This is a genomic window from Acidithiobacillus ferridurans, assembly GCF_003966655.1.
Classification (GTDB): domain Bacteria; phylum Pseudomonadota; class Gammaproteobacteria; order Acidithiobacillales; family Acidithiobacillaceae; genus Acidithiobacillus; species Acidithiobacillus ferridurans.
This window is the reverse complement of sequence record NZ_AP018795.1, coordinates 919,257-936,160: the sequence shown is the minus strand read 5'-3', so window position 1 is coordinate 936,160 and position 16,904 is coordinate 919,257. Positions and strand designations below refer to the sequence as shown.

Here is a 16,904-nt window from a genome sequence, read left to right as displayed (position 1 = left end):
TCAATAACTAGTTGAAAAATAAAAATAAAGTTGTTTGTTATTCTCGGGGTTGTTTCTCGCATGGCGCCCGTGGATTTGCTGTTATGACGCCGTCAAGCAATGTCTTTGCACATTGTTGGTGCGTCACCATCAGTTTGACCTCCATTTTGGTGCAGTCGTGACTATGATGCCGTGGTGATATTATGGAAAACGATAATTGATTATCCTAGTTCATTGTAAATTAACATTTGCATTCAAGGCGGTCTGCTGAGAATCTGGAAAGTAATATTTGTACCCGATACGATTTTTTATAAAAGGCGTCGTATTATATTGGTTTTTCTTCCGATGTAGCTAATCATGCTGTTGAATTAAAAACATATTTAACGCCCGCCTTCAGGGATCCGGCAGACGATCGAATGGTCTCAACGGGCTGCACTGCCGTGGTGCAGCCGGGAAAAGTCAGGCAGAATGGGGCATGCGTTCTGAGCGAGAAAGCTTTGTCGCGCAGCCCCTCATGATCTGTCCGGTTTCGACGTGACAAAGATATCCAATTGAAAACGCTATGTTTTTAATGATAGAATAATGTAAGTCACTTCAGGACGTGACGTGGCAGAAAAATTGCTTCCGTTGTCCTTGCTCTGTTAGTGGCAAAAGCTTGGTGCCAGGTTTACCGGAAAATGCTTTCATCCGACGCCGATGGAGGTGCCCGCATGACAATGTTGAGAGGTCGCGAACCTAATGCATAGGTATCTTTTACGAAAAGATGTTACCTTGGGTGTTTTTGGCTTATTGCTGGGCGCCAGCGGACTTTTCGCAGAAGCGAGCCCTGCAGGTTTTATGCCGGTTGATACGGTTTCCAGTGGTGCGATGACTCGGCAATTGTCTTACCATGCGGTGGTTAAAGTGGCCGCGACTGGAACTTACACGGACCAGGTTAGCCAAAGTATCCAGTTGCTTAACCGCAAGGGTGAAAGTAAGATTAACCCCTACAGCGAGACTTATTCTTCAGCGCTTTCAAGCTTTAAAGTGGTCAGAGCATGGGTGGAGACCCCATCTGGAAAGCAAATCATTGTTCCTGATTCTAATATATTTGTGCGGCCGGTCCCGGTGGCACAAGGGGCACCGATGTATAGTCATTCCAAAGTGCTCAGTATTGTCCCGCCCCAACTCGCTGTCGGTGATGTACTGCATGTTGTCACGGAAAAGCATTTTTTTAAGCCGTATTTTTCAAATGAGTACTCGAATTATTGGGAAATTCCTCAGAGCACGTCTGTTCGAGACGAAACCATAAAAATAGAAGCTCCAGTTTCTATGCATCTTCGGGCAGCTCAGCGTGGCGGCTGGGAGATTCTTCATACCAGAGAAGGCAGTAAGGAAATAATCCATGCGCGCATGGCTATCCATCATGCTGAATATCCCGGTATGGAGACGGTGGGAGAACGTCAGTTCAGCCCGATATTTGAAGTGACCAGTTTCCCAAGTTGGGCGGCAGTGGGTACCGCCTACTGGGTGAGAGCGGATAAAATGGCGGATGTGACCCCGTTGGTGCAGAAAGTGGCGGATATGGCTGCTGGAAAACGCGCTGGCTGGGGCGCACAGAAGGCCTTGTTTTCTTGGGATTCTGCAAACATCCGATACGTGGGGCTGGAGCTGGGGGTAGGCGGCTTCGTTCCTATCGCAGCGAATAGAACCCTGCAAACAGGCTATGGTGATTGCAAAGCGCATTCCACATTGTTGCAAGCCTTGTTTAATGCCAAAGGATTTAAGCTATTTCCAGTCCTTATGAATTGGAACAACGTGTACAATCTTCCTCCTTTGCCGACCCCCTTCTGGTTTAATCACGCTATTGATTATGCTCCTAAGAGACATCTGTTTCTGGATAGTACCGGTCAATATGAAACACCGGGACAACTGGCCGTAGGGGAGAGACATAAACCTGCGCTGGTGACCGGGCCAGATCCACGGATTGTAGTGACTCCTGGTGCCGAGCCAGAGCAAAACCACTTTGTTTACACGGCCAAGCTCCGTCTGCACAGGGATGGTACGCTGAGTGGATCCGGAGAAATGACCAGCAGAGGATGGTGGGCGTGGGCGTACCGTGAGATTTTTGCTTCAGTTCCACCATCGCATTATGCCACTGTCATGAGTATGCTCCTTGCTCCGAGTGGTGGGGGCACTGGTACATTTTTTCCCGGTGATCCTACTGTATTGGATAAGCCGTTCCAGGTTGACGCGGAATGGTCCACGCCTGATTTTGCGAAGGTGGGCAGCCATCTGAGTTTTCCTGTGCCACCCGGACCGTTCCTGGTGCCGAGCTTGGCGGCTACACCTAACCCTATTTCATACCTGGCTGAGGTGGCTGGACCGGAGTCGCGAAAGCGCAGTGTAGAGACTTATTTGGGCGGGCTGAGCTGGACAAGTACAATACATATTCCTTCGGATTATAAAGCGGTCTTCTTGCCCTCCAATCAGGATGTACACAACGCGGCCGGTAGATTCTCCTATGAAATTCGATATGATAACGATGTACTCTTGGTCCATTATGATCTAAAACTGAATCGCGTAGTTTATAATCCTCAACAATACCCTGCTTTGCGTGCACTACTTTTGGCAGATTTGTCAGATCAGAAAAGCCCGCTGATTTTTGCCCGCAAAAAAGAGGAACGCATATAATGACTAAAGTTGGTATTGCGCTAGCCGTCTTCTGTAGCTTTTGTGCCATCAATAACGCTCCAGCAGCAAGTACCCCGCCCGCACAGGTCAGTTACCGCGTTTTGTTGGCTCACAATTCATTGATAATTCATAAAAATGGTAGCTTCACCATGCAGGTGGTGCGCGTCGTGGAGCCGCTCAATGCCACTGGGGTGCAAAATCAATCCCAAGTGAATATTGCTTATCCCGGCAATTTCGCAAAACTGAAAGTAATTACTGCCTATACAGAAGACCCTGATGGGACACGCCATCCGGTCCTAGCCTCAGAGATCTTTAAACAATCCACCCACAGTGCCATTTCCGCACCATTTTTGAGTGATGGTGTGAATGAAAGTGTTATCTTTCCTGCGGTATCCCCTGGAGATGCTATCCATATTCAGTATGATCTGACGTACGCGCATCCATATTTGCCAGGGATATATGCCCTTAGTGCGGTACTTGACCCGAGTGTGTTGGTCAATAATGCCAGCATCGCCATGGATAATGGAGAAAATGCGCACCTGAAAATCTATAAAAGCAGTTCAGGCAAAGGCTGGCAAGCAGGTTCAGCCGACTTCAGGGGAGCCGTGAATAAGGTGTTAGTCCCACCCCTTGGGACTCCTGCTCTTTCTGAATATGCAGGGGTGGCGGTATTATCCACGGCAGATAGCTGGAAGGCATTGGCTGATGCCTATAATCAGCTTGCCGCGTCTTCCACCGAGGTAACACCAACGATTCATGCAGATGCTTTAAAAATTGCTGAAGGAGATGGTGGAGAGCCGGCCATCACGAGTATTTACCATTGGATTCAGCAAAATATTCACGGGGTATCGGTAAATTATGAAACGGCGGGTTTTAAACCGCTTTCTGCCGAAGAGACATTGCAGCGCGGCGTAGGCGACAGTAATGCCAAAGTAGCGTTGATGTGTGCCATGTTGCACTCCTTGGGGATAGCGGCAGTGCCTGCCATGATCTCCCAGACTTCCCGGTTCAAGGAATATCCGGGTGTAGATCCCTTTGCCTTTGATCATTTTCTGGTTTATTTACCCAAAGAGCAGCATTTTATGGACTTGGCCTATCGCCATGCTTCAGCCGACGTGCTGCCAGTTCAGGATGCTGGGCGGCCAGTGCTAATTACCGGTAAAAATCCAGAAATGACTATGACGCCGTCTCCAGACGTCAATGTGCCCCTTTTGTCCCAGACGGATGATTTCACGCTGAAGGGCTCTGAGCTGTCTGGTACGGAAGAGCTAATGGCTTCGAGCTATATGGCTCAGCAAGAACGCTCGGCGATATCCGGGCTCACAGGCCGGCGACTGCTAAAAGTCATTCGTGATGCTTTTTATGCACAAGGCGATGTGGGTGATGTGAATGCGGTTGCTTTCTTGAACCGTGATGACCTGGAAAAGCCGTTCGGGATTCGTTTGAGCTTAAACAGGGCAGGTGACTTTGTGCCAGGCAATATGTTCTCGGTTTCCTTGCCGGAAATGCATCAGATTTCTGCAGCGTTGGTCCTTTTTGCGAGCAGTATCCAGCGAAGCACGCCTAGCCTAACCACGCCGGTCAACCTCAATTTCACACTGAAAATCAAGATTCCTGAGGAGTACCGCCCCTTGTACCTGCCCGATAGTGAGAGTCTAAAGACATCTGTCGGTGACTATAAGGTTTCTTTTGCATTCAAAAACAGTGTTTTTACGGAGAATAAATCTTTGGTGCTCAACCGTTTCATTGTTTCACCTGAGGCGTTTCCTGAACTGCACAAAATCGCTGCCCTGGCTCTGGAGAGTGATCACCAGGCTTTGGTGCTGGAGAAGTCGGCGTGAACCTAAAGAGGTTGAAGGAGGCGTTGTTAGTGTTAAGTTTGGTAGGAACCTGGGCTATCGCCCATGCGGCAGACAGCCCCAACATTCAGAATGGCGGCACGATCGTGACCGTTCCCGGAGTAGGGTTGGCTCCCCCTTCCGCTATGAACGGTTTCAACCCTTTGCTTACCTCTTCTGCTTATGATTCTGAGGCTGAAGATTTGATGTACCAGCCACTAATCTGGGTCAACCGTGATTTTAAGATCAATTTTAAGCTCAGTGTGGCGAAAAAAATTGTGGTGGGTCCCAAGCATCGTAGCTTTACCGTCTATTTGTCCAGACACTGGAAATGGTCCGACGGGGTTCCGGTGACTACGGCCGATGTCGCCTATACCTACCACATGCTCATGAAGTTAGGGCCCTTGTGGCCCGGTTGGGATAGTGGTGGAGTTCCTGGGGACATCCATTCATTTACGGTGCTTGGACCGTACGCATTTCGGGTGGTTACGACCCGCTCAGTCAATCCCACCTGGTTTGAACTGTCTGGATTGAGTGATTTCTATCCTTATCCAGCTCAGAGCTGGCAGCGTTACACAGTCAAACAGATGAATGACAATATGACTAACCCCAAATTCTTTTCGGTGGTGGATGGGCCTTTTCGGCTGAAAAGCTTTCATGCGGGGCGCTATGCCAGTATGGTCCCGAATCTAGCGTACAGCGGTCCTGACAAGCCGCATATCAGTCGCTTGATATTCCGTTTTCTTAATTCGAATGCCAGCGTGTTTTTTGCCTTGAAGAGCGGTACGGTTCAGTTGGGTAATTTGCCGGATCCTCTGTATCCAGCACGTAAACAACTGACTAATGACCGATTGACGATCAGTGGACCAAACTGGGGATTCAATTATCTGGGGTTTAACTTTTCTAATCCAAAAATTGCATTTGTGAATAGCTTGTTGGTGCGCCAAGCCATGATGCATGCAATCAATCAGGATTTGATGATCAAAGTATTAGGTTTTGGTCATGGTGCACGTGCTTATGGTCTAGTGCCGGGAAATCCTCCAGTATATTTGTCGCCGGAGGCCAAGGCCTTATTAAAACATGGCGCTTACGACCCTGCGCTTGCCAATAAATTGTTGAAGGAAGCCGGCTGGCATCGTGGACCTGATGGTATCCGTGAAAAAGATGGACATAAAATGGCGTTCACTTTGTATATTCCACCATCCATGATTCGTGGGCCCACCTTGTTGGCGACGATGCTTGCCAAAGTTGGTATTTTAGTGCGGATGCGTGAAATGCCTTTCAACGAACTTTACGAAAAAATGATCGATCCACATAGCAAAAACTGGCAGGCAGTTTATCTAGCCTGGTCGCAAACTGCGTATCCTACTGGTGGTTCTATTTTTAAGTGCGGCGGCGTTCAGAATGGTTATCATTACTGCAACAAAGAAATGGATGCAATGATGGATAGAATAAGAATTACATCAGGGCTTGATGCCTTGTATAAATTTCAAAACTATTTTACAGATCAGCAGCCTGTTATTGTTCTTCCTAACATGAAATTATTTGTGATGGCTGCTAAAAATATTCATGGTGTGAGTCATGCTATCACCCCGGGAGGTAATTTTTATCCACAGTTTTTATGGGTTAGCCATGATCAATAACAGATTCTATTTCCCTGGAATGCGATTTAGGAGAAATTGGTGATGATGCGACGCATGATTCTCAATCGTTTGGGGACATCAGTTTTATCCTTATTTTTATTGGTTACCATCGTGTTTTTTTTGATTCATGCGACACCCGGTGGCCCTGCTTACAGTATTCTGGGTATGCATGCAACGCCGGAAGCTGTTGCTGCGCTCAATAAACAAATGGGTCTGGATCATCCCCTCTGGCAGCAGTACGGCATCTGGTGGGCGCATCTGTTTGAAGGCAATCTGGGTTATTCCTTTACGCAGCATGCCCCCGTTGCCTCTCTGATGGGCTCCTATCTGGCCAACTCCATCATCCTTTACGTGTTGGCTACGGTCATCGCCGTTCTTTTTTCGGTACTCATCGGCATGTTCCAGGGGTACTGGGCCGAGCGTACTCCCGGCGTGCTCATCGGCGCCGGGCAGATCATTGTGTACTCCATCCCTACTTTTTTCATTGGAGTCATGCTGATCCTGTTTTTTGCCATTTATGTCAGCTGGTTTCCGCCTGGTGGAATTGGCGGTGATCAGAGTGCCGGTGGCGTGCTGAACATCGGCAGTTATTTTCACCACATGGTGTTGCCGGCCATTACCATTGCCTTGCCCCTGACCGCCGGTTTGTCCCGCTATTTCGGGCACCAGGCCCGGAGTGAATATCGCCTGGATTATGTCCGCACCGCCCGAGCTCGTGGTGTGCCGCCACTGCGTATCGCCGTTAATCATGTCCTGCGCAACGCCATTCGGCCTCTGGTCACGGTCATCGGCATGATGATCCCCGGAATTTTTGTCGGCGGGATCCTGACCGAGAGCGTGTTCAACTATCCCGGATTGGGCTGGTTATTATGGCGCTCAGCTCTGGAGCAGGATTACCCCACGCTGTCTGCCATTGTGCTGCTCATCGGGGTGTTGACCATACTCGGCAATCTGGCGGCCGATCTCACCAACAGTATATTGGACGTAAGGGTGCGCTATGAGTAGTAGTCCGACCGATATGAATGTGAATAACAGCCTGGTGGCACGTCCCATTCCCGGCATGTTTACCCGGCTCTGGACGGATTCCCTGCGGCATTGGGTAGGACAATACAGTCATCCCATGACCTGGACCGGACTGGGTTTATTTGTTTTTTTGATGCTCTTTTCCTGGCTCGGCCCAGTGCTGTATCCGCTCAGCCCTCTGGCCATCCATGCCAATCATTTATTACTGGCGCCCTCCTGGCAATTTCCTTTTGGCACGGACAATCTGGGCCGGAACCTGCTGGCGCGAATGATGGATGGTGGGCAGGCCACTTTGGAGGTAGGGCTGTTAGGTGCGCTGATAGCCATTTCATTGGGAATCATCTACGGCATGATTGCCGCCATGAGCCCGCGTTGGCTGGACAAAGTGCTGATGCGCTTACTGGATGCTCTGCTCGCCCTGCCAGCCATCGTGTTGATGATTTTTTTCGCGGCCATCATCCCCCTCAATGCCTTGAGCCTGATCCTGGTGCTGGGTTGTCTGTCCTGGCCGGGTCTGGCGCGGATCGTGCGCAATGAGGCGCTGGCCTACAAAGAAAAAGACTACGTTCTGGCCGCCCGGCAGTTTGGGGCCAGTACGTTCTATATAGCTCGCACCCATTTGCTGCGCTCCATGCTGCCGATTCTGATCGTCAATGCCACGTTTATGGTGGCGGATCTGATTCTGGCGCTTTCCGGTTTGTCTTTTCTGGGATTGGGGATACAACCGCCGCATGCTTCCTGGGGAGGACTGCTGAATGATGGATTACAGTTGGTGATTATCGGACCATGGTGGATGATTGTTTTCCCGGGTGTGGCCATTTTTCTGGCGATTGTGGCGATGAATGTGCTGGGGCAAGGACTCCTCGCCCGTCTGGAGGGCCGCTAAGATGGCAGAAAAGGCCGTTCATTGTTCGCATATTCCGCTGCGCGAAAGCGTCATGCGCAGTGACCGCGTGCAAAATCTTCAGGTTGCGTCACCCTCCTCGGCAGGTGCCGGATTACAGGTCCGTGATCTCACCGTGACCTTCGGGCGCGGGCGCAAGGCCTTCAACGTCATTGAAGACTTGAGTTTCGAGGTGGCCGCTGGTGAGACCCTGGGCCTGGTGGGGGAATCGGGATCCGGCAAATCCATGACTGCGGCAGCCCTCATGGGTCTGCTGCCTTGGGGTGGCAAAGTCAGCAGGGGTTCGGTGCAGCTTGGTGACACAGATATTACCCGCTTATCCAATATCGCCCTGCGCACGGCGCGTGGCCGGGAAATCGGAATGATTTTCCAGAACCCCTTGTCATCCCTCAATCCCAGTCTCACCATTGTCCAGCAAATTGCCGAGCCTTATCGACTGTATTTGGGCGCATCCCCAACAGCGGCGCGTAAACATGCCCTGTATTTGCTACAGGAAGTAGGGGTTCCCGATGCGGCCAAACGGCTGGATGATTATCCCCATCAGTTCTCTGGGGGGATGCGGCAACGGGTAATGATTGCCATGGCACTGGCCTGCAAACCCCGACTGCTGATTGCCGATGAGCCGACCACCGCCCTGGATGTCATCAATCAGGCCCAGATTTTGCGCCTGATCCAACGCCTGCAAAAAGAGCAGGGGATGGCCGTGATTTTCATTACCCATGATCTGTCCCTGGTCGCCGAGTATGCCCAGAAAGTCATGGTGCTTTATGCGGGAAAGACGGTGGAGCAGGGGCCTGCAGAGGCTTTTTTTAGTGCGCCCCGACACCCCTACAGCCAGGCATTACTTCACGCCATTCCCCGCCTGGTCAACAACGAAGAACGACTAACCGATATTGACGGCATCCCACCGCGCCCTCAGGAGTTTCCAGTAGGTTGCCGCTTTGCCGAACGTTGCCCGGCAATGACTCCGGAATGTCTGACGGCCTATCCACCGCGTAGCGGTGACGACCATCATTTTTACTGTATTCATCCGGTCGGGGGTGCCGCATGAGCGCCTGGTTGGAAGTGAAAAATCTGGATGTGCGTTTTCACCTGGGTGAGGGCGGGCTGCTCCGCCAGAGCCAGGGCACCATTCATGCGCTGAGTGATATCCATTTTGGTCTGGAACAAGGGCAGACGGTGGGTTTGATTGGCGAGTCCGGTTCCGGGAAGAGCACACTGGGCCGCGCTATCTTGCATCTGGTACGTCCCAGTGCCGGAGCGGTTTATTTCAAAGGAACCAATCTGACGGCCCTCCCTGAAAAACAGATGCGTCCCTATCGTCAGCAGATGCAGATGGTTTTTCAGGACCCCTTTGATTCCATGAATGCGCGCATGACGGTCGGACAAATCATTATGGAGCCTTTGTTACTGCAGGGCATCGGCACGCCCGGTGAACGGTGGCAGAAGGCAGAGGCATTGCTGGAGCGAATGGGACTGGACCGGCGTGCCATGAACCGCTACCCGGGGCAATATTCGGGTGGGCAACGCCAGCGCATTGCCATTGCCCGTGCGCTCACTACGGAGCCACAGCTGTTGGTGCTGGATGAACCTACCTCGGGACTGGATGTTTCCATGCAGGCGCGCATTCTGAATCTGTTGCGGGACCTACAGAAGGAGATGGGCCTCAGTTATGTGTTCATCAGCCATGATCTGGGTGCGATTTCTTATCTCGCGCAAAATGTCATCGTGCTTTACCTGGGGCGTGTGGTGGAAATCGCCCCCACCGCCACGCTCATCTCCAGCCCGGCACACCCTTATACGGCGTCGTTGATGGATGCTCTGCCGCCCATGGTCCGACAGAGGGAGCGGCCACATCTACCGGAGCCGGTCGGTGACCCGCCCTCACCGGTAAATCTGCCATCAGGCTGCGCCTTTCATACCCGTTGTCCGCAAGCTGAGGCCATCTGCAGTAGTGACAGGCCTTCGCTTAACTCGGTCGGATCAGGACATCAGGTGGCTTGTCACTTTCCGTTACGGGATGTTTATCCGATGAAGGAGGCTGTTCATGCTGAATAGTGGGCCAATGATTGTGGAACATATGCGTGTTACTGCCTATAGGGCTGCCGATTTATTGCGTGCGTTTCGTTATTGGTCAGTATTGATTGAGGAACGCTCCCAACTCACGACTTCCGTGCGCAGAGGGGTTGCTGACGCGCCCGATCGAGAAGTATTAAAAGCAGCACTGATCACGCTGGGTTCCGGAAATAATGTCAGCTATGCCTCTACCACGGATCTTTCGGAAGGCGGCTTGCGTCGCGCTATCGCAAGCGCGAAAAGTCGCGCAGAGGCACTGGCTGCATTCCGGTTGATGGAAACGGCCTGTTGGCCTGCAGCAGTTCAGAAGGGGCAATGGCAATCTCCCACGGGTGCAGGGATGTCCTTAAAGGAGCGCTTTGATTATATGCGCGCACTGGATGCTGCGATGGCAACAGACGAGCGCATCCGGGACCGTCAAGTGGTACTGACAAGTATGGATCGACATCGTTTTTTTATGCACAGCGCTGGTGCAGAGCAGTTTCAAGAAACCCAGTTGTGCATTCCCCATATGGAAGCAACTGCCAGCGATGGCCATGAGGCCCAGTCGCGTAGTTATGGACCTTATGTGCAGGGATCGCTCAATGCAGAAACGCTGAAGGCTCTGGACTTTACCCCGGACACTGCACTGCGGATTGCGACGGAAGCCCTGGAACTGTTGCAAGCACCAGAGTGTCCGACTGGAGTGACAGATGTTGTTTTATCTCCTGCGCAAATGACGCTGCAGATTCATGAAAGTATCGGCCACCCACTGGAGCTCGACCGTATTCTTGGAGATGAACGAAACTATGCGGGCTGGAGTTTTGTGAAGCAATCTGACTTTGGCACGCTTCGGTATGGTACCCCCTTACTGAATATATTATTTGACCCCACCGAAAAAGGACAACTTGCTGGATATGCCTACGATGATGAAGGTACCCCAGCCTTGCCCATTTATCTGATCCAGAATGGTATTTTGCAAAGACCCTTGGGTGGCGCTCGTTCTGCCTCCAGAGCCGGTATGGAAGTCGTAGCCTGTGCGCGGGTCTGCGATCCTCTGCGTCCACCTATTGACCGAATGGCAAACGTCAATTTACAGCCGGGGCATAGCAGTTTTCAGGAAATGATTTCTCAGGTCGAAAAAGGCATCTGGATGGACGAGAATCGCTCCTGGTCCATCGACCAGCGTCGCGACAAGTTTCAGTTTGGCTGCGAGTGGGGGCGGCGTATCGAAAATGGCATGCTTGGGGGTTGGGTTAAAAACCCCAACTATCGAGGCCGCACCTTGAATTTCTGGAATTCTTTGGCGGCGGTTGGCAATCGTGACACTTACCAGATTGCGGGAACACCATATTGCGGTAAGGGCGAGCCCAATCAGGCTATTACAGTGGGGCATGCCTCTCCGGTTTGTCTGTTTCGTAATATTGAAACTTTTGGTGGTGATGTATGACGGCAACGATAGATGACTATATTAAAGCCTTACCGGACGTTCTATCTGCTTTAGTCTCAGGTAACGAGCGCCTTTACGCCAAGGTTTACCAGGAAGAAACCCAGTATGCGCGCCTGACCCAGGCGCGGGTGAACCAGAACGGGGGCATATTTCAGGAACAACTGACTTTATTCCTTAGTAATGGTCTATCTATGATCAGTATGTCCGTAGAAGGTGATTTACCATCTCCAGACCAGATTCGTGGTCTGGTACAGGCACTAAGGGAAGATTTGCCGTATGTCCCTCAGGATCCCTGGCTAACCCTGAATGAAACACCTGAGCAACTGGAAACCGGGAATGCCCATGGGTCCATGCATTTTGATGCATTGGTGAATACCCTTTGTGAATCGGCGGGGAAGCAAGACCTCGTGGGTCTGGTGTTGAGCGGCCCACAGGTGCTTGCTGTTTGCAGCAGTCTTGGTCATTGCCTGATTCATCGGGGTGGTGGCAGCAGTATTGATGTGAGCTTTTTTGATGCAGATTACAATGCCGTAAAGCGGGTGCGACGGGATCCTGATCTGGCGGACATTCCGGCATTGATGAGTGGCATGTCTCAGGATCTGAAAGCCTTACAGCAACCTGCCGTGAATATCAAGGCGGGTATTTACCGCGCCTGGTTGTCTGCAGAGGCTTTAGGAGAATTGTTAAGCACGATTAGCTGGAATGGCTTTTCCGTAGATTCCATCCGTAGTGGCAGCAGCCCCCTAAACAAGTTATACAACGGTGAAAAGCAATTGTCCCAATGGATTCATCTCTATGAAAATAGGCAGATGGGCGAGGTGCCCTCGTTCACGGGTGAGGGGTTTTTATTGCCAGGCGAAGTGCCGCTTATTCAAGATGGACTAGCTAGACATCATTTAAGCAGTCCCCGTGCCGCGAAGGAGTTTGACACGACCATCAATAGTGACAGCGGATATCCTTCGGCTCTCTATCTGCGGGGAGGTGACTTGCCAGATAGCGAAGTGTTACAAAGAATTGGCACCGGACTTTATATTGGGCGGATATGGTATACAAATATTTCTGACCCCGCCAGTTGTCGGCTGACAGCCATGACAAGATATGACTGCTTCTGGGTAGAAGGAGGCGCCTTAGTGGGACCACTATCACCAGTACGTATGGACTCCAGTATTTATCAGTTGTTGGGGGAGGATCTGGAAGCTCTTGGGATGCATGTACACCAGATTCCCGAAACCCAAAGCTATGGGCAAAGGGGTTGGGGGTCTTCCAGCCTGCCAGGGGTGATGACTGCGCTGAAAATAACTCTATAGGATGATGATCTAACATATGAATCGACTCCCCCACGTGCTGTCGGCTTTTGCTGGCATCGTCTTGTTCAGTTTTGCTTTGCCTGGCAGCGCAGTTACCGCTGCCACATCAATGACTACAGTGACCTCAGTAGGTTTGTCTCCACCCATGAATGTCAACTCGCTGCTGCCGGTGGTAAATAATGATTCCAGCGCCAATGCACAGATAATCAGCTTGATGTTTCGGCCTCTTTTGTGGATTGGTACTAATCTGAAAATCAACTGGCAGCAATCCATTGCCAAAAATATTAACGTATCGCCAGATCGTCGGCAATTTACCATTCATCTCAAAAACTGGTACTGGTCTGACGGAAGGCCGGTAACAGCGGAAGATATGCTGGCCTGCCTGAAGCTCATTCGTGAGTACGGATCACGTTACCCCAATGCGGGAATGGGCGGTATTCCCGATATCATTGTCCATGCAAAAGTGATCAATCCGCTGACTTTGCAAATAACGCTCAAGCGCAGTGTGAATCCCGACTGGTTCGAGCTCAATGGATTATCACAATTGTTCCCGGTACCCGCATGGCGCTGGAAACGGTATTCCATTGATACGCTGTTTAAGCTTCAGGATAACCCGGCCATGGTTTCCGTCGTTGATGGTCCATACAAGCTGCAACATTTCACCCTTGGCCGAGGAATCAGTTTTGTTCGGAATCCCCATTATTCTGGAAAACCTGCTACCTTGGAACACTTACATTTTAAAATGTATACTTCCGATTCCACTGCTTTTTGGGCCCTGAAAACAGGCACCATTCAGGCAGGAATGATTCCGCATTACCTGTATGCAGCACGTGGAATGGTGAAAGATCTTAAAACATGCGTCAGTAACGGTGGTTATGGCTTTAATTATGTGACACTGAATTTCACGAATCCCCGGGTGGCTTTTTTTCGTAACGTAAAAGTGCGCCAAGCACTTGCTCTGGCAATCGACCAGACACAGATTATCCAAATTGCATTTCATGGATTGGGCGTACCCAGTTTTAATCCGGTACCCACTAATCCAGATACCTATCTTTCCCCTGAGATGAAGAAGCTCGTGGCAAATCCCGCCCTTGCCTACAATCCTTCCACCGCAAAGCGGCTGCTGACCGAGGCAGGATGGGAACCAGGGCCGGATGGTATACGGATGCATGATGGACAGCGTCTTCAGTTTACGATGATGGTTCCTGACACCAGCCAGACATTGATAGCGGTCGCGGAAATGTTGAAAGCAGACTGGCAGGCTATTGGTGTAGATATGCGCCTGCGCGTCGTGCCGTTCAATCTGGAACTAGCTAAATTGCACCCCCACGGGAAGTGGGATGCGTCCATGATCGTCTGGTCTTATGATCCGGATTACTACCCCAGCGGTGATGGTTTGTTTAATACCGGGGGAGGCGGTAATTATGGGGATTATAGTAACCCAATGATGGACAAGATGATTTACGACACTACAGAAAAAAATGGCGCCCGCTTTCTGGATAGGTATGAGAATTATGCATACTCTCAGCAACCGGTGATTTTCCTACCTTATCCTGAGTATGTTGTGAAATATGCTCAGAACGTGACGCACGCACAGTTGATGGAAGGTGTTTATTCTGTAGATTGCACCCCCCAGTCCTTACACTGACCCAGTTTCTGAATAGGTGTCTTTTGGCAGACAATCTTGAAGTTTACCTTGCAGACTTTATACGTGAACGCGAGATCATTGAGGAGTTGCGCGTGCGCGTGTTTGTTCGGGAACAAGGCGTACCAGAGGACCTAGAGATGGATGAAAGGGATATGTATTGTCAGCATTTTCTTGCGCGTTGTGATGGCATTGCGATTGGAACGGTTCGTCTGGATCTGGAACTAGAGGGTAAGATGGGCCGCTTGGCGGTGATCCAACCTTATCGGCGGCGGGGGGCGGGTCGTCAATTGGTAGAGCGGCTTCACCAGAGTGCGAGAGATGCGGGCTTGTCAGAAATCTGGTGTCACGCCCAACTTTCCGCCCAGAACTTTTACAGTGTGTTGGGTTATAAGGCAGAAGGAAGCATTTTTGAAGAAGCCGGGATTGATCATGTCACCATGCGTTACTCCATGGTAAAGTAAGGTCTTTTTCTATACGCAGTGTTTCTTCCATTGCAGCCGCTAAAATCAACCGGGTGAATAGAATGTATAAGACATTCGAAAAAATGATTGACATATTTCGGGATCACGAAACCCATGAGATTTTAGATCATGATCAAAGAATATCTGTCTGGAGTTTTTATTGGAATTATGTCTCCCAGGTTAAAGGATCAATGATATTGCTGTTTGTTGCAGGTTTTGTGACAGCTATTGTTGATCTTTCTATTCCCCTGTTTATTGGTAAAATCACTGGATACGTGTCTCATGCAAAGTCTGATGCACTACCATTAAATGAAGTTCACGCTATCTTGATCATGGCTTTTGTGATCATAGTGCTGCGTCCGTTGATTCATTTTTTCCATGACATGGTGACAAACCAGACGATTGCTGCAAATTTTACCAACTTGATCCGCTGGCAGAATCATCGTGGTCTGATTCGTCAAGGCTGGGGATTTTTCCAAAATGATTTTGCCGGACGTATTGCCAATAGAGTTATGCAAACAGGCCCTTCCTTACGGGAGAGCACGGTTGCAACACTAACTGCCGTCTGGTACTTACTGACGTATGGAATCAGCTCCATCATTATTCTTGCACAGCAAAGCTGGACGCTTTCAGTACCGGTATCTTTGTGGTTTTTATTTTATGGTTCATTGATGTGGTTTTTTATTCCACGATTGACCCAGCGATCCAATATGCTGTCCAAGGCGAGATCAGGTCTGACGGGAGCGATTGTGGATAGCTATACTAATATTCATACCGTAAAACTGTTTGCCAAATCAGAAGATGAAGATCAGTTTGTGCGTGATGCGCTGACCAGTCATACTTCTGCATTCAAAGCGTCACTGCGCATGGTCACCACCTGGATGACGTCCTTGACCGTGCTGAACGCCTTATTGCTCAGTGCGACGACTGGTGTTGGACTCTGGTTATGGCATGAAGGCACTATATCTGTCGGGATATTGGTCACGGCCATTCCATTGGTTTGGCAGATTGCGAATATGTCGGGCTGGGTCGCGAATAATCTTTCTGCCATCTTCGAAAATATCGGCACTGTCCAGGATGGCATGCGTTCTGTAGACCGTCCTCGGATTATGGGAGATACCCCTACAGCCAAGCCCTTTGTTTTCAAGGGCGGGCGCATTGATTTTGATAGGGTCTCGTTCGGCTACCATCAGCGGCACGGCACAGTAGATGAAATCAAACACATTGATAATGTGTCCATTACCATCGCCCCCGGCGAGCGAGTAGCTATTGTAGGTCCTTCCGGGTCCGGTAAATCTACGTTGGTCAGCTTGCTGTTACGCTTTTTCGATGTGAATGAGGGACGTATCCTGATTGATGGTCAGGACGTCAGGGACTTGCAGCAAGAAAGTTTTCGCCAGTATATCGGCGTTGTTTCTCAGGATACTTCTCTACTCCACCGATCCATTCTCGATAATGTGCGTTATGGGCGGCAAAGTGCCACTCGGGAAGAAGTTGAAGAAGCTTTGCGCAAGGCACGAGCAGATACTTTTGTGCTGGATCTGGCGGATTCCTACGGGCGGGTTGGTCTTGATGCGCAGGTGGGCGAACGCGGCATCAAGCTCTCGGGCGGGCAACGTCAACGTATCGCCATTGCCCGAGTGTTCCTCAAAAATGCGCCCATATTGATCCTGGATGAAGCGACTTCCGCTCTGGATTCTGTTACTGAGCAGGAAATTCAACATGAGTTGGATGCTCTCATGGCCGGACGTACGGTAATTTCTATTGCGCATCGTATTTCCACGATTGCCCATTTTGATCGTATTATTGTGATGGCAAATGGGCAGGTTACTGAAATGGGTAATCACCAGCAATTATTGCAGGCCAACGGACACTATGCAGAATTATGGACTAGGCAAAGCAAGCCCATGAATCGTTAATATG

The 16,904-nt window shown here is 50.3% G+C and carries 12 protein-coding genes; all 12 read left to right on the top strand.

Features of this window, described 5'->3' with window-relative positions:
* The first annotated feature begins 750 nt into the window (after nt 1–750).
* The 12 genes from AFERRID_RS04705 to AFERRID_RS04650 all read left to right on the top strand — a co-directional run bounded on the left by AFERRID_RS04705 (nt 751) and on the right by AFERRID_RS04650 (nt 16,900).
* Complete coding sequence (locus AFERRID_RS04705; RefSeq protein WP_225981858.1) at nt 751–2,652, top strand: DUF3857 domain-containing protein; 1,902 nt, start codon at nt 751–753, stop codon at nt 2,650–2,652.
* Nucleotides 2,652–4,493: a DUF3857 domain-containing protein gene (locus tag AFERRID_RS04700; RefSeq protein ID WP_126604480.1), complete on the top strand. Its 1,842-nt coding sequence runs from the start codon at nt 2,652–2,654 to the stop codon at nt 4,491–4,493. The genes AFERRID_RS04705 and AFERRID_RS04700 overlap by 1 nt, the downstream gene beginning before the upstream one ends.
* 29 nt (nt 4,494–4,522) lie before the next feature.
* On the top strand, nt 4,523–6,133 hold the full coding sequence (locus tag AFERRID_RS04695) for a peptide ABC transporter substrate-binding protein (protein ID WP_232027791.1): 1,611 nt from the start codon (nt 4,523–4,525) through the stop codon (nt 6,131–6,133).
* A 42-nt stretch (nt 6,134–6,175) separates the two neighbouring features.
* A complete protein-coding gene (locus AFERRID_RS04690) occupies nt 6,176–7,138 on the top strand; it encodes an ABC transporter permease (protein WP_126604478.1) in 963 nt (320 codons plus the stop codon).
* The gene (locus AFERRID_RS04685) at nt 7,131–8,042 is read left to right on the top strand and encodes an ABC transporter permease (RefSeq protein WP_126604477.1); all 912 of its coding nucleotides are present in this window, start codon (nt 7,131–7,133) and stop codon (nt 8,040–8,042) included. Before AFERRID_RS04690 ends, AFERRID_RS04685 begins: the two co-directional genes overlap by 8 nt.
* Nucleotide 8,043: 1 nt before the next feature.
* Complete coding sequence (locus AFERRID_RS04680; RefSeq protein WP_126604476.1) at nt 8,044–9,111, top strand: ABC transporter ATP-binding protein; 1,068 nt, start codon at nt 8,044–8,046, stop codon at nt 9,109–9,111.
* Entirely contained in the window at nt 9,108–10,118 is a 1,011-nt protein-coding gene (locus AFERRID_RS04675) for an ABC transporter ATP-binding protein (protein WP_126604475.1), read from the top strand. Before AFERRID_RS04680 ends, AFERRID_RS04675 begins: the two co-directional genes overlap by 4 nt.
* Nucleotides 10,108–11,565: a TldD/PmbA family protein gene (locus tag AFERRID_RS04670; protein WP_126604474.1), complete on the top strand. Its 1,458-nt coding sequence runs from the start codon at nt 10,108–10,110 to the stop codon at nt 11,563–11,565. Before AFERRID_RS04675 ends, AFERRID_RS04670 begins: the two co-directional genes overlap by 11 nt.
* The gene (locus tag AFERRID_RS04665) at nt 11,562–12,872 is read left to right on the top strand and encodes a metallopeptidase TldD-related protein (RefSeq protein ID WP_126604473.1); all 1,311 of its coding nucleotides are present in this window, start codon (nt 11,562–11,564) and stop codon (nt 12,870–12,872) included. Before AFERRID_RS04670 ends, AFERRID_RS04665 begins: the two co-directional genes overlap by 4 nt.
* 16 nt (nt 12,873–12,888) lie before the next feature.
* Nucleotides 12,889–14,520, top strand: a complete 1,632-nt coding sequence (locus tag AFERRID_RS04660) for a peptide ABC transporter substrate-binding protein (RefSeq protein WP_126604472.1) — start codon at nt 12,889–12,891, stop codon at nt 14,518–14,520.
* Nucleotides 14,521–14,543: 23 nt separating this feature from the next.
* On the top strand, nt 14,544–14,981 hold the full coding sequence (locus tag AFERRID_RS04655; RefSeq protein WP_126604471.1) for a GNAT family N-acetyltransferase: 438 nt from the start codon (nt 14,544–14,546) through the stop codon (nt 14,979–14,981).
* 62 nt (nt 14,982–15,043) lie between these two features.
* The gene (locus tag AFERRID_RS04650; protein ID WP_126604470.1) at nt 15,044–16,900 is read left to right on the top strand and encodes an ABC transporter ATP-binding protein; all 1,857 of its coding nucleotides are present in this window, start codon (nt 15,044–15,046) and stop codon (nt 16,898–16,900) included.
* Nucleotides 16,901–16,904 lie beyond the last annotated feature (4 nt).